We start from the raw sequence: 13,081 nt of genomic DNA on the forward strand, positions 1-13,081 counted from the left end.
TTTCACCAAAGCCGAGCCGCACACCGGTGCCCTGCTCGAGGCCACGAAGTGGGTCGGCAACAGCGGTGTCCATGATCCTGGCCAGATATCGACCCAGGAGGCACTCGGAACCGCCAGAGATGATGATCGAGCTCGCGCTCCAAACGCTCTACCCACGCGACGACAGCGACCGCTCTGTTCCACCATCGTCGGCGCCGACGAGGAACCACGACGACTGCGGATCTTCGAGAAACTGATCAAGGACACCCCCACCGACGCCGACCCGATCATGCGCCAGATCGTCGCCACCCCACCCAGATCAACGAAATGCTGCCCGCCGCGGGCAAGCACGCCCCCCAATTCACCGAACTCATGATCGAACTTCTCAGCGACCTGAAATCGGTCTTTCAGCCGCGCCCTGCCGATTCCGGCGGCCTGTCGACGGCTACATCCGGATAACCGAATTCGAGCGCGGCGTTGCGCGCTTGGTCGCACACGAGATCGACTACCTGCACGGGCAGCTCTACCTCGACCACTTGCGCCCCGGAATCCAACCGATTCCCCATCGAGCAGTACCGGGCCACCGGCAAGAACTGGAGCTACTGAACTACCCGTGCCGCTGCCGCGGCACTCGTCATCCGTCCGCAACAGCGCCGACTCCGCACAACGATCAAATCATCCGCCCAGTGGCGGGTAGAGCAAGTCTTGAATCCGATGGCGCAGGACCCGCAGGGCCGGTTGGTGATTGTGGTCCTGGGCGGCGGAGACGACGGCGGCGAGTTGGTGTGCGCATCGGGTGGAGTTGACAGTGCCGGTCAGCAGAGTCAACGCGTGCCCAGCGTGATAGACGGCCTGCTCGACATCGGTCTGGCGCAGGTGTAGCCAGGCGGCGGTCAGCAGCGTGTGGCGCAGCGCCGTTTCGCGATGGTCCGTGTCGGGGCTGAGGGTGAGGGCTTGGGTCAGATGGTGGCGGGCTTGGGCGGCTTCGCCGAGGCGGAGGTGGCAGAATCCAGCCTGGGCGTGGACTTGGGCAGGGTTGTCGATCCAGTAACTCCAGTCCGGTGAATCGCCGCTGCGGTCGAGGGAGTCGAATGCCGCGTCGATAGCGCTGTGGCAGCGGCGGCGATCGCCGACGGTGGCGTAAGCTTCGGCGGCGCGCAGATGCAGGATCGCGGCGACGCGAGGGCTGGTGCCGCGGTAACCACTGCGCGCGGTCTCGGCCAGGGTGACGGCTGTGGATGCTTGCGAGGCAAGGTCTTTGGCTTGGCAGGACATGAAACCTAGAATGTTCGCGGCCAGCGCGCGGTCACCGCTGGTGTCGGCGGCGCGCAGCGCCGCTATCCAACACCGCTGGGCCATGCCGTGTTCGCCGTTCTCGAAGGCTGTCCATCCACGCAGGCGCAGCAGCTCAGCGGCGCTCGCGTAGAGCCGCTTTCCGGTGCTGTCGTCGTAGGTGCCGGAGCTCAGCAGCTCAACGACGTGACGCAGGTGCGCGTGCAGTTGGGCGGTGAGCGCGGCGCCACCGCCGCCGTGGGAATCATCGACGCGGCGCAGGCCCGCGGTGATCGCGTCGATGACCTCGACCGCGCCAGCGTGCACTCTGGCGCTTCCGCGCCGGGACAGGTCGCCGCCAGGCCGCTCCAGCAGCCACTGGTGGGCAGGCGCGTTGAGGTGCACACCTGCCAGGGCTAGGAATCCTCGACGATCCATGCCATCAGACTCGGCGAGACCCTGCACCGCACGCAAGATCATTGCCGCAGTCCATGGCTCGTCTAGCCGATCGACCGCATCACCGACCACATCGCAGGCCGAACCGCTGGTTTGCCAGTTGCTCGCCACCGCTGATCGTGGGCTTCCCGTATCACCCCACTATCCGCCTCCAACCGTCCTCGATTCGGGACACCAAGTCGCCGAAAAATGTGTTCACACGACCTGCTTGATGGGGCGTGTCCGACACCAGCAATGTGAGGAAGTCGCGCTCCGTGTCCAGTGCATTGAGAAGAGGTTATTGACCGCCTGGAATACGGAAATGATCGTCTGTTGCCAGTCGGGGTGCTGGTTGCCGAGGGCCCTGAGTTTTGCGGTGGTCGAGTCCTGCAACTGACCGAACTGGGTTATGGCGCACCGACGGCCGCGCCCCCACGGGCAGCGTCTCCAACAGTTTGCGCATCGTCGATACCTGGCTGCCGTTCCATTCCTGGCGTCTCGGGACCGCATGGGCGCGTATCACCGCTGCGGGTACTCGACCACATCCGGCATACCTGGCTGGATTCCTCGCGCCTCCTGCGTCTTCTGCGTGCTCGCCTCACGCAGCGCCCACGTGCGCGCCGCGCAACTGCATCCGCAATTGGCCGCTCATTACGCCGCGGTCGAACAGCAGATCGGCCACCGGTTCCGCCTGGACGTCTCCATGGCCGAGATCGTCGCCCAGGCCGCCGAGTCGGCGGCCCCACCGGTCACCGACTGGAACCCGTGAACCCGATCCACGGAAAGGAGCGACCCCGATGACCGACGACACCGACGGATCTCGCTCATGGAGGGAAAGCTCGTCGTGCTCGATCGGAAGGCGGGATCGAGTGGCCAGAGGCGAACCTGCCCGCGTCTGTGCTGGAGGACCTCGAATTCGGTGACTGTGCCGAAAGTCGGCCATTGGTCGGAGGAAACGGCAGATGCAGGACGTCGACGAATCCGGTTGGTGGATGGCCCAAGTCGACGAACAGTCCGACGATGCCGGGTCGACTGACGGGATCGGCGGCATCGAAACGGCCGGATGAGCGGGTCGAGTGAGTCGACATGCCGCTCGCACCTCCGCTATCGGTGGTTTCGCCTGCGCGCGGTCCAACGCGCGAAAGATCCCGATGAATGGGATACCCCATACTCGATTCGGGCAAATAGCTGCTTCTGTGAGACGCGACACCCCAAATTCCGGTTCTTCGGCATACCTGAAGTGGCGTTCGCCACGATGAAAGGCATTCCCACCCATGCGAATCCGATCTCTTCGATTGTCCATTGCGGTGATGGCGGCCGCGGTCGCGGCCACAACCGCTACCACCGGCGTCGCGTCCGCCGATATCGACTTCGGAAGCTCCGGCAGCAGCTCCGGCAGCAGCGGCGAAATGGTTATCACCCTGGTGCGCCATGCCGAGTCCCTCGGTAACACCTCCGGCCTGATCGACACCAAGGTGCCCGGACCCGACCTGACCTCACGCGGCCGGACACAGGCAGACAATCTGGCCATCCAGCTGGCCGACAAGAATTACGACTGCGCCTTCGCGTCCAACATGGTGCGTACCGAGCAGACTGCGGCACCGACCGTCGCCAAGCAGGACCTGAGCCTCGACATCCAGCCCGGTTTCCGGGAGATCGAGGCAGGCCAGTACGAGGGCACCCCGGAGGCCCAGGCGATGTCCGGGTACCTACAGGCGCCGATCAAGTGGCTCTCCGGCGACCTGAACGCGCGGATTCCAGGCTCGATCGACGGCAACGAGTTCGACGGCCGCGTCGATCAGGCACTGCTCGATGTGCAGCGCCGCGGCTGCGCCAACCCGGTCATCTTCTCGCACGGCGGCACCATCATGTTCTGGTCGATGATGAACGCCGACAACGCCGACAAGAGCAAACTCGGCACCGATCCGATGCGCAACGGCGGCCGCGTCGTCCTCGAGGGCAGCCCGCAGAAGGGCTGGACGATTGTCGAGTGGGTCGGCCACCCGGACCTGGGCTGATTCACCCTTCCGCGCCCCGGATGTCACCGACACGATCGATGGCACCGGGGCGCGGTTGTATCTCAGCGCAGGGTCCCCCATGGTGCAGTCGTCCACCGCACCCGATGGGATCACCGTCGTCGAACTGGTCGCCCGCGGGAGGTCCCGCACCAGCGGCTGCTGCGCCAATGGTCACGCGCCGACGAAGACGCTGTCGCCCAAGCACTCTCGGCCACCGTCACCGCGGACCTGTCGACCCGCCTGGTCGACGAACCCACGACCCTACCTCGATATCGCCCGCCAGATCGAGGTGCTCAACCTGCTGCACGAATTGCACCAGCAGGCCCGGACCGTCGTCGCGGTCCTACACGACCTCAATCGGCCTGTCTCGAGCCCGACCGCACTGTCCGTTGTCACCGACCCCGCACCCGACAGCAATTCGACAAGCCCATCGGCGCCTTCCAGGCCGTCCGTCAGCGCCTGGCCGACGCCTACCTTGACGTCGAAGCCGTGCGCCTGACCCTGTGGCAGGCCGCCTGGCGCGAATCGGGGGAACTGCCCGCGGACGCGGAGATCGCCACCGCCAAGTTCTGGGCGTCGGAGGCCGGTCACCGCGTGGCCCACACGACCGTCCACATCCGTGCCCAGCTGCTCACCCGCATGGATCGCGACGGGCTCATCCGCCGCAAGCCGCACCCACGCGACGCACGAAGCCAGACGATCGCACTGGCTCCCGGAACCGACGCTCAACTCACCGAGGCACACCAACACCTCACCGCCCTCGACAACAGAGCCGTCGCGGGGTTCACCACCGAGGAAATCGCCACCTTGAAACACCTACTGACCCGGCTCGCCACCAATCTCGACCGAACCCGCGACACCAGCACAGTTGCGGACCAGTAGCTGGCAGGCGGGCGACGGGCGAGTCCGAAGACCGCCCGACCCGGCTGGCCGACCAGGGCGTCGACCAGCCCGTGATCCTCGGCGCCGGACTGGACTCCGTCGCCTACCGCTCCGAACTGGCCCACCGCATGCGGGTATTCGAAGTCGACGAGCCCGACGCCTATGGCTGGAAACAGAAGCTGCTGGTCGAGACAGCGACGACGGCACCGGCGTCGGTCCGCTTCGTGGCCCTGGACCTCGAGCAGGAACCCGCCCACTCACTGCCCGCTCGTCTCGCCCGCGCCGGGTTCGACCTCGGTCGCCCCGCTCTGGTCAACCGGCTCGGCGTCACCATGTACCTCATACTCGACGCAATCGAGCAGGTACTGAGCGCCCTCGCCGGCTTCGCACCCGGCACCGAACTCGTCATCGAACACCTCCTCCCCGCCGAGCACCGCGACGAGGTCGGCCAGCCCTACGCCGAGCTGGTCATGACCGCCGCCGCCGAACAGGGCGAACCCTGGAGAACTTTCCTCAGCTCGAACACGTCGACACCCTCCTGCGCGCACGGCCTCCAACCGGTCGAACACATCCGACAACGCGACGCCATCGACCCCGCACACTGGGACCGCACCGACGCCCTCCGCCCGTTCGACCTATCGGTTCCCACCCGCGCGACCGTCCCCGCACGCGCCTGAAGTACCCGCACGCCCAACGGCCCGACCACCACCGCCGCAACCACTGGTCAGCACGAACACCACCGCGGTGAACACCACACGGTCCTCGACCGGGCCGTATCCCACCGTGTGGACGCACGGCGAACTCCGGCAGAACATGCTCGATGAGAGCCCGCAAACCGTCTGGCACAAGGCGTTTCGACAACTGGCCGGGAGCCCGCGTCGACACCAGGCGACAACACCAGTTCCGACACACTGTCAACGAATTACGGCGACATGAGACACGGCGTCTTCCCGACGAGTCATCCATGGCGAGCACTCGATTCCCCGGCGCGCCAGCGAAAAACAGGGCGTGGGACGGTAATTCACTAATATTTCCGACTGGAAAGTTTGCCGAGGTCCCCATCGGGCCGAACAACTTCGATCTTCGTGCCGAATCGGACGAACGACCGGGATGGTTCGGTTTACGGTGTCGAAGAATTCAGTGATTCATCAACGGCAGTGGGGCCAGAAGGCGAGGCAGTTGTGGACAAGGATTTCGGAACCCGGTTGACCCTGGCGTTCGAGATGTGGGAGCGCAGGTACGGGCGTCCACTCTCCGACCAGACCGTCGCGGCGTGGCTGACTGCCATCGGCCAGCGCGTCACCCCGGACTACGTGTACCGGTTGCGCGCCGGCCACATCGCCATCGTCCCCGCGCCGCTGCGCTCCGGTCTCGCTCAGGTATTCGGCGTGGACCCCGGGTATTTCACCTACCTACCCATCCTGTCGTACAAAGAGGACGCGGATGTCGTTGCGGACCTGGACAATCCGGCGCTGCGCCGCCTCGGGCGTGTCGTCACCGGCTTGTCGATGCGAACCATGCTGTACCTGGAATCAGTCGCCGACACGCTACGCCGCGCCGACGGACTACCTCCCGTCAACTGGACTGCACAAATCTGAGCCGATCTGGACCGCGCCGGGGCCTGCTCGGCGCGAAATCCACCGAGCCGCTCGCTGGTCCAGCGGCGCGGTGCCGCCGCCCTGCTGGCGCGCGGTGAACTCAGGCAGCAGTGGTTTCCACCAGCTCCCACAGTTCGTCCGCCACAAGACGTTTCGACAAAGCAACGGTCACAGGGCGCCGTCCTGAAGATTGGTCTGGCGCATGGTGTGCCCGCCGATCTGATGACCTTCGTCGCCGAGCAGGAGGGCTTCTTCGACAAGCGGGGGTCAGCGTCGAGTTCGTCACCATGGACAACGCCAATAGCCTTGCGACAGCTCTGATCTCCAACGACATCGCGGTGGACACGATGGTGCCCGCGCTGCTGTGGCCCGCGCTCGGCTCCGAAAAGGGAATAAATCCGATGAGCACGAGCTGTGATCTGTATCTCGCACCTGCGTTGAACGAGCGAATTCGGAAGGGTCCAGGGCGGATCCGGACTATCGGCGCGAGATCTCCCGCCAGCTCAACATGGGCGAACCCCTGCACGCCCTGCGCCGGGACCTGCTCTACGCCCACGAAGGCATGATCCGCGCCCGGCATCTGGAATTCCAGACCGAACAGGCGTGGTGCCTGACCTCGGCCACCAACGCAGTGATCGCCTGGACCGCAGAGTCTTACGGCCTGGCGGTCGAACAGATGCGCCGCGAGGGGCCGCCGCATCGACGACGAGGTGCTCGCTCACATTGCGCCCGCACACAGCGAGAACATCAATGCCCGCCCGAGACGCAGGGAAAGACCGGGTGTCGATCCGGCCATCCGTGGGCTACTGGATGTGAGGGCGACATAGCCCAAACTGGAGAGGCTCGCCCAACGGCATGAGCGCGCCAGCCCACGCGCATGATCAGATGATCGGATCGGATCGCAATGGTCGGGCACGGCAGGGGTACCTTCCGCCAGGGTTTATATCGAAGGGAGGCCTCATGATCTCGGCACTCAACCGGCTTGTCGCTCTTGTCGAGGAGCACCTCACCGAAGAGTTCGACGTCGACGCAGCCGCCAGGACACTCGGCACGACCGAATACCACCTGCGCCGGATGTTCTCGTCGTTGGCTGGCATGCCGCTGTCGGAATACGTACGCCGACGCCGCATGACCGTCGCCGCCGGTGACCTCGTCCGGGGCAAGGACGATCTGCTGAGCATCGCCGTCCGGCACGGATACGGCTCGACGGAGGCGTTCGGGCGGGCGTTTCGGGTAGTCCACGGCGCCCGCCCCAGCGACGTCCGCCGCGACGGAGGCCCCCTTCGCACACAACCGCAGCTCAGGTTCCGCCTGACCGTCGAAGGGAGTATCCCCATGGACACCCGCATCGTCGACCGCCCCGCGTTCCGGCTCGTCGGACACAGCGCCCGGGTTCCACTCATCCACCAGGGCATCAACCCGCACATTCAGCGGCACATCGCCGCACTACCGCAGGAGGAACATGCGCGGCTGAAGGACCTCGGAGACGCCGAACCAGGGGGCCTGCTGCAAGTCTGCGACGACCTTGACCCCGACGGCACCGAGGGAAGCGAACTGACCTACCTGCATGGGGTCGCTGTCGCCCAGGGCACTCCGACCCCCGGTGACCTCGACGCGATCGAGGTACCGGCCGGCAAGTGGGCGGTCTTCCACACCGCCGGACCCCATCCGCAGACCCTGCAGGAGGCCTGGGCCGCGACTGCGACCGAGTGGTTCCCCTCCAACCCATGGCGTCTGCGGCCGGGTCCCTCGATCGTTGCGGTCCTCGAGCGCGCGGATGACTTCAGTATCGCGACCTGCGAGCTGTGGCTGCCCATCGAACCGGCGTGACGGATCCTGCCGGAAGCTGAACAGCATCAAGGATCTGGGCCCGGTCCGCCTCCGGGAGAGCGGACCGGGCCGAGATGTAAGCGCTTGCACATCGGCATGAACAGGCAGTGCTCGAGTCCGAGCGTCCGGTAACGATCTTGCACGAGACATGTTGCGGCCCAGTTCGTTCCCGCAGGTCGAAGTCCACCGAATCTGTAACGGTTGCCATGTTCGGCCGCTCTCTCGAGCACCTGATCGAGCTATCGAAGACCTTGCAGAAGCGCGGTATGAAGCCGTGCGGCCGCATTCTCGCAGGGAACGGATAGGCGGGAGTTACGTACGCGGGTCGGTCCGCTTCACCGATGACACTGACTGAACCGGCGCTGGGGTGACAAGTAGCTTGCGACTCCAGTGACAGGGCTCCGCCCGACGGGTCGTTCCAGCTGGGGTACTAGAACCGGTGACAGATATGGTGCTTCGCCACACTTCTTGCTCCATGCCGCATTGCGACCCTCCCAGCAGACATACAGAAGAATCCGAACGTCGTGACGCCGGCCCTCGAGTTGTTCGTCCCGTGACCGGGAAGCCGGGCTGAAGAGTTCGGGTTGCAATCACTCGAATCGCTGAATGTGTTGCCGGGCAATCGCTTTCGCGTGACCTACCACTGGCAACCATCGGCGACAACCGTCATCCAGGGTGGGGCGCGTGACGCAGCCTCGCACCGCAACCGTTGGAATCGCCTACTTTCCGGCGAGCGGGTAGTTCCCGCGGATCACCCCGCTGGGGTCGACGGTGGCTTTGACCCGGCGCAGCCGGGCCAGCGTCGGCTCGTCGAACGCGGCGGTGACCTCCTCGTGGGGGCCGAGCATGCTGAGCACCGTCGGGCCGGCGTCCCAGGGCGCCATTGCCTCCCGCAGCTGCGTCATCGCCGCCGCGACCGGGCCGGCCAGCGTCGGCTCGGGCAGCATGGCCAGTGCGGACACCAGGTATTCGGCGTCGATCCGCCCGGCCGCACCGGCCACCGGCCTGCGCAGCGCCGCCCCGAGATGCCGGATCTGGACCTGGGTCAGGGGTGTCCCGGTGCCCGGCCCGGCGAGCCGCAGGATCCGGTCGATCACCTCGTCGTCGACCACGCTGAGCCCCATCGCGGTGTGCGTCGCGGGCGAGGGTTCGGCCGGTTCCTCGCACACCGTGCCGATCTCGGAAGGCCGCAGCGGGCGCACGGTCTCGCGTAGCACGGTGCCCGCCTGCCGAACCGGGGCCAGCAGCGTCGCCAGCTCGTCGCGGCCTCCGACGTGCACGGCGTCGACGAAGCAGAAGGAGCGGCCGCGGATCTCCTCGGGCAGGAACGGCAGCGGCGGGAAGTGCATCACCGCCGCCCACAGGCTCAGCGTGTCCGGGGCGAGGCTGGTCACTGCGGTGAACGCGCGCAGGACTTGCGCCGCCTGCTCGGCGGGGAACACCAGCCGCCCGCCGGTGATCCGCGGCGCGGGGAACAGGTCGAGCTCGACGGCGGTGACGATCCCGAAGTCCCCGCCGCCGCCGCGCAGCGCCCACATCAGTTCGGGGTCCTTGTCGTCGCTGACCCAGCGGTGTCGGCCCGACGCGTCGACCAGCTCCACGGCCCGCAGCGAACTCGCGCCGGTGCCGAACGGCCGCGACAGCCACGACAGCCCGCCGCCCAGGCAGGAACCGACGACCGTGACATCCGGGCTCGAGCCGATCAGACCCGTCAGCCCGGTGCCGTCGAGCTCACTCTGCAACTGCGCCCAAGTGACGCCCGATCCGACCCGCGCGACCCGGGCGTCGGCGTCGATCCAGACATCGTCGAAGGCCGCGGTCCGGATCAGGATCGTCTCGTCGAGGGCCCCGGTAGCGCCGTGGCCGCTGGGCTGGGCCGAGATCTGCAGCGAGTGGTCGCGCGCGAACCGGACGGCCGTGACCACGTCGGCGGCGACGCGGGCGGCCAGTACCGCGCGGGGACGCTGGGCCACGCTCAGGTTCCAGGCCCGCGCCGCGAGCTCCCAACCGTTGTCGCCGGGCAGGGTCAGGGCGCCGTCCAGGCCTGCCCGCAGGGCCAGCACGGGGTCACCGGCGGGGTGGGTCTCGGTTGTCGAAGTCATGCACCAACCGTCGCCGCCGGGCGTCTCGTGCGGTATCCCACCGACGTGGGAAATCGATCCCCCAGGGTTCTGGGGGTTCGGTCTTGCCCGGCACACTTGCCACAGTGAGTACCTATCGAGCCGAGACCGCGCGGGCCGCGCTGGACGCGCTGTCTCGCGCCGGGCTGCCGTGGCAGGAGTTCGGCGAGAACGCGCTGGACATCCTCGTGCGCGCCGTGCCCTTCGACTCCGCGTGCTTCGGCACCATCGATCCGAATACTTCGCTGGTGACCGGCTCGGTGAAGGTGGGGCTTGGCGAGCCCTGCGAGGCGGAGTTCGCCTTCCACGAGTACGTGCGGGACGAGGTCAGCCTCTTCCGCGACCTCGCGAGCCGGGACGTGGGCGTGAGCATCCTGCACGAGGAGACCGGTGGCGACCCGCGGCGCAGCTCGCGGTTCCGGGAGCTGTTCGAGCCGGTGTTCGGGCTCGGGCACGAACTGCGGGCGATGATGCGCTGTGGCGGCCAGACCTGGGGTGGCGTCGCCATCTACCGCGGACTCGGCAGCAGCGGCTTCAGCCCCGCGGAGGCGGATTTCCTCGACGGACTATCCGGCACACTGGCGGTTGGGATCCGCGCCGGCCTGATCGCCGACGCGGCCGGCGCCCCGGTGCAGCTGCACGACTCGGCGGAGGGACCGGTCGTGCTGACCTTCGACTCCGACAACGAGGTGTGCCAGGCCACCCCGGCCGCCGAGCAGCGCATCGCCGAACTCGGCGGCGACCTCTGGCGCGAGCTGCCGCAACCGGTGCTGGCGATCGTTGCGGCGGCGCGGGCGCTGGAGTCGGGCCGGGCCCGCACCGTGCCACGGGTGCAGGTGCGGTCCCGGCTCGGCGAGTGGCTGACCGTGCACGCCTCCCCGTTGAACGGCCGCGGTGCGGTCGGCAGCCAGGTGGTGGTCACCATCGAACGCGCCGGCGCATCGGAGGTGGTGCCGTTGGTGGTGGCGGCGTTCGGGCTGACCCCGCGCGAACGAGATGTGGTCGAGGCCGTGCTGCGCGGCGCGACCACCGCGGAAATCGCCAAGCAGCTGCATCTGTCGCCGTACACGGTGCAGGACCACCTGAAGGTGGTCTTCGACAAGACCGGGGTCTCCAGCCGGCGCGAACTGATGTCGAAAGTGTTCTTCGACCATTACGCGCCACGCATCGGCAACACGCTCGGGCCATCGGGTTGGTTCGCAGATCGTGAGCCCGGAACACAGGTCTAGTCGCTTCGTGCAGCTTGGTGGTCTGACGGTTGAGTTGACATTCCGTGCGGTTGCCGCCAGTCGACAGCCGGAACCACGGACGACGAACTTCTCGATGCCAAGGGCGCGGACCCGGGCGGGCGGCCAGTTGCTGGGCTAGTTGTTGCGGGTCATGACGTTGGTGACGTCACACGTGGTGTGAGCTGAGGGGCGGGTCTTTCAGCGGCAGGATGAGAAACGCCAATCCCTGCATCCGCCAGCGAGAAAGACCCGCCGTGTCCCACCGTAATGCCCCGTTGTCCGTGGAGGGCGGCGACGCCTCGTGCAACGCTGCCGGCACCGTCCGATCGCGCATGTCGCCACGGTCGTGCGCCAGCCCCGGAGCGGGCGGCGCGCCAACTGGGCAACACCGAGGCGGTCGCCAAGAAGTACTACACCGACATTCCCGAGACCGCACCCGACAACCGGGAGGTCCTCGAGGCGTGGGCGCGGGGCCGCCAGCGCCCGAAAGTATGAGATTTCCTCAACCATCGAAGCTGCCCCATGATCGCGACTGACCACCGAACGACAGAATGTCGTTGTGCTCGTTCATGGCAACCTTCCGTTCCGCGGCCAAATCATCTGGCTCACCCCTGATCAAGGCGGCCGATCATCCGGACCGCCACCAACACCGGAGGATCAGGACTATGCCGCCACAGCATTCGTGCCCCCGTATGGCATCGACAACGGGCTGGGATCGTTCGCCGTGCGAGTGCAGGATCGTTCAGCCTGGCGCTCGCCCGCCACCGCAGGATGGCTCATGGTCGGCAACACGGGTGCACACGCGGTCCAGGCCGGCACCGTTGTCATCATCACCGAAGGCGCTCGCCAGGTCGGCTACTTTCACGTGACCGAAGTCCTCGACGCGACCCCTCCTGACGAGTGAGATTGGACGGAGTAGTCGTCGCACTCGCCTCGGCCTGACAATTCGAGGCCGCAGGAAAAGTCACCCTAAGCGGACGAACCAAATCCTGTTGGTGTGCTATCGATTTCATGTGGTCACGACTTCGGTAGATCGCACGTCACTCACGATGGTGGCAACGACATCGCCGCGGGCCTGCACACCAAATCTCCGAAGAAGCCGTCATTAGCGCTCTTGCTCTCGCAGACAACACGCCGGGGGCACCCTGAGCGGAGTAATGCTGGGCTCGCGCGTCGCCTGCGCCCCGCAGCCTGACCTGCACAGTCGTACGAGAATATGTGCGGGTGGAGCTCGATCAGACCAGAACACGCATGGGTGACATCGCAGCCAGGTTCGGTGTGCAGCCTCTCGATGTCGAGTCGGGGAAGGTGTCGAAGATGTTTCCGGAAGGGGCGCAGGTCCGGCTTCGGAAGGGACGGCCGGTTCTGGTGGTAGGGGACGCTTTCGACAACCACTTGCGGGCCGAGCAGGACTACATCCTCACAGGTGTCGCGCTGATCATGCCCCACGTCATGAGGCGGCGGCTTCTGTTCGCGTGGGCCGTCGCGCTTCCCTTGGCACTGTCGCTTGCATTCATCGGTGGCGGCGTGCTGGCGAGCGGCATCCCTGCGTGGTTGACATTCTCAGTGTCGTTGGTGGTGTACTGGATCTGCTATTACGCGGCGCATATGGCGAGGTATCGACGCTTCAACTACCGGGTCGACCGTTCGCGCAAGCGCCCGAGCGGCATCTCGCAGTCGCGCTTCTGTTGAAGCACTGGGCCGCCGGCTTCGTCACC

Annotated in this window: 11 protein-coding genes and 3 pseudogenes; 10 read left to right on the forward strand and 4 right to left on the reverse strand. The window is 66.6% G+C overall.

What is annotated here, in order from left to right:
* Positions 1–386: 386 nt before the first annotated feature.
* Positions 387–545 carry a hypothetical protein gene (locus tag FB390_RS33695; RefSeq protein WP_185757155.1) on the reverse strand — a complete coding sequence of 53 codons (159 nt, stop codon included), beginning with the start codon at positions 543–545 and terminating at the stop codon, positions 387–389.
* A gap of 109 nt (positions 546–654) precedes the next feature.
* Complete coding sequence (locus tag FB390_RS24395) at positions 655–1,818, reverse strand: NsdA family TPR-like regulatory protein (RefSeq protein WP_141811049.1); 1,164 nt, start codon at positions 1,816–1,818, stop codon at positions 655–657.
* 457 nt (positions 1,819–2,275) lie between these two features.
* Here FB390_RS24395 and FB390_RS24400 point away from each other — a divergent pair, with 457 nt between their 5' ends.
* From FB390_RS24400 to FB390_RS34920, 4 genes and pseudogenes are all read left to right on the forward strand, one after another.
* On the forward strand, positions 2,276–2,455 hold the full coding sequence (locus FB390_RS24400; RefSeq protein WP_141811050.1) for a hypothetical protein: 180 nt from the start codon (positions 2,276–2,278) through the stop codon (positions 2,453–2,455).
* A 526-nt stretch (positions 2,456–2,981) separates the two neighbouring features.
* Positions 2,982–3,704, forward strand: a complete 723-nt coding sequence (locus FB390_RS24405; RefSeq protein WP_246124188.1) for a histidine phosphatase family protein — start codon at positions 2,982–2,984, stop codon at positions 3,702–3,704.
* Between the two features lie 399 nt (positions 3,705–4,103).
* A pseudogene (locus FB390_RS34915) lies at positions 4,104–4,370 on the forward strand (acyl-CoA dehydrogenase family protein); the annotation flags it as partial.
* Positions 4,274–5,263 carry a class I SAM-dependent methyltransferase gene (locus FB390_RS34920; protein WP_425465917.1) on the forward strand — a complete coding sequence of 330 codons (990 nt, stop codon included), beginning with the start codon at positions 4,274–4,276 and terminating at the stop codon, positions 5,261–5,263. The pseudogene FB390_RS34915 and the gene FB390_RS34920, both read left to right, overlap by 97 nt.
* Positions 5,264–5,299: 36 nt before the next feature.
* On the opposite strand, the pseudogene FB390_RS34425 reads toward FB390_RS34920, so the two are convergent.
* Positions 5,300–5,432 (reverse strand): annotated as a pseudogene (locus tag FB390_RS34425) (IS5/IS1182 family transposase); the annotation flags it as partial.
* A 335-nt stretch (positions 5,433–5,767) separates the two neighbouring features.
* Here FB390_RS34425 and FB390_RS24425 point away from each other — a divergent pair.
* The 3 genes and pseudogenes from FB390_RS24425 (at position 5,768) to FB390_RS24435 (ending at position 8,014) form a co-directional block, all read left to right on the forward strand.
* Positions 5,768–6,184: a hypothetical protein gene (locus FB390_RS24425; protein ID WP_141811052.1), complete on the forward strand. Its 417-nt coding sequence runs from the start codon at positions 5,768–5,770 to the stop codon at positions 6,182–6,184.
* A gap of 466 nt (positions 6,185–6,650) precedes the next feature.
* Positions 6,651–6,936: pseudogene (locus FB390_RS24430) on the forward strand (Tn3 family transposase); the annotation flags it as partial.
* A 103-nt stretch (positions 6,937–7,039) separates the two neighbouring features.
* Positions 7,040–8,014, forward strand: coding sequence for an AraC family transcriptional regulator (locus FB390_RS24435; protein WP_342780431.1), 975 nt, complete (start codon positions 7,040–7,042; stop codon positions 8,012–8,014).
* A gap of 719 nt (positions 8,015–8,733) precedes the next feature.
* Here the strand turns inward: FB390_RS24435 and FB390_RS24440 are convergent.
* Entirely contained in the window at positions 8,734–10,116 is a 1,383-nt protein-coding gene (locus FB390_RS24440; protein WP_141811053.1) for an FAD-binding oxidoreductase, read from the reverse strand.
* A gap of 104 nt (positions 10,117–10,220) precedes the next feature.
* On the opposite strand from FB390_RS24440, the gene FB390_RS24445 reads away from it, so the two are divergent.
* From FB390_RS24445 to FB390_RS24455, 3 genes are all read left to right on the forward strand, one after another.
* A complete protein-coding gene (locus FB390_RS24445) occupies positions 10,221–11,363 on the forward strand; it encodes a helix-turn-helix transcriptional regulator (protein WP_141811054.1) in 1,143 nt (380 codons plus the stop codon).
* Positions 11,364–11,922: 559 nt separating this feature from the next.
* On the forward strand, positions 11,923–12,267 hold the full coding sequence (locus tag FB390_RS24450; protein ID WP_141811055.1) for a hypothetical protein: 345 nt from the start codon (positions 11,923–11,925) through the stop codon (positions 12,265–12,267).
* Between the two features lie 320 nt (positions 12,268–12,587).
* On the forward strand, positions 12,588–13,055 hold the full coding sequence (locus tag FB390_RS24455) for a hypothetical protein (RefSeq protein WP_141811056.1): 468 nt from the start codon (positions 12,588–12,590) through the stop codon (positions 13,053–13,055).
* Positions 13,056–13,081: the final 26 nt, after the last annotated feature.

The organism is Nocardia bhagyanarayanae (genome assembly GCF_006716565.1).
GTDB classification, from domain to species: domain Bacteria; phylum Actinomycetota; class Actinomycetes; order Mycobacteriales; family Mycobacteriaceae; genus Nocardia; species Nocardia bhagyanarayanae.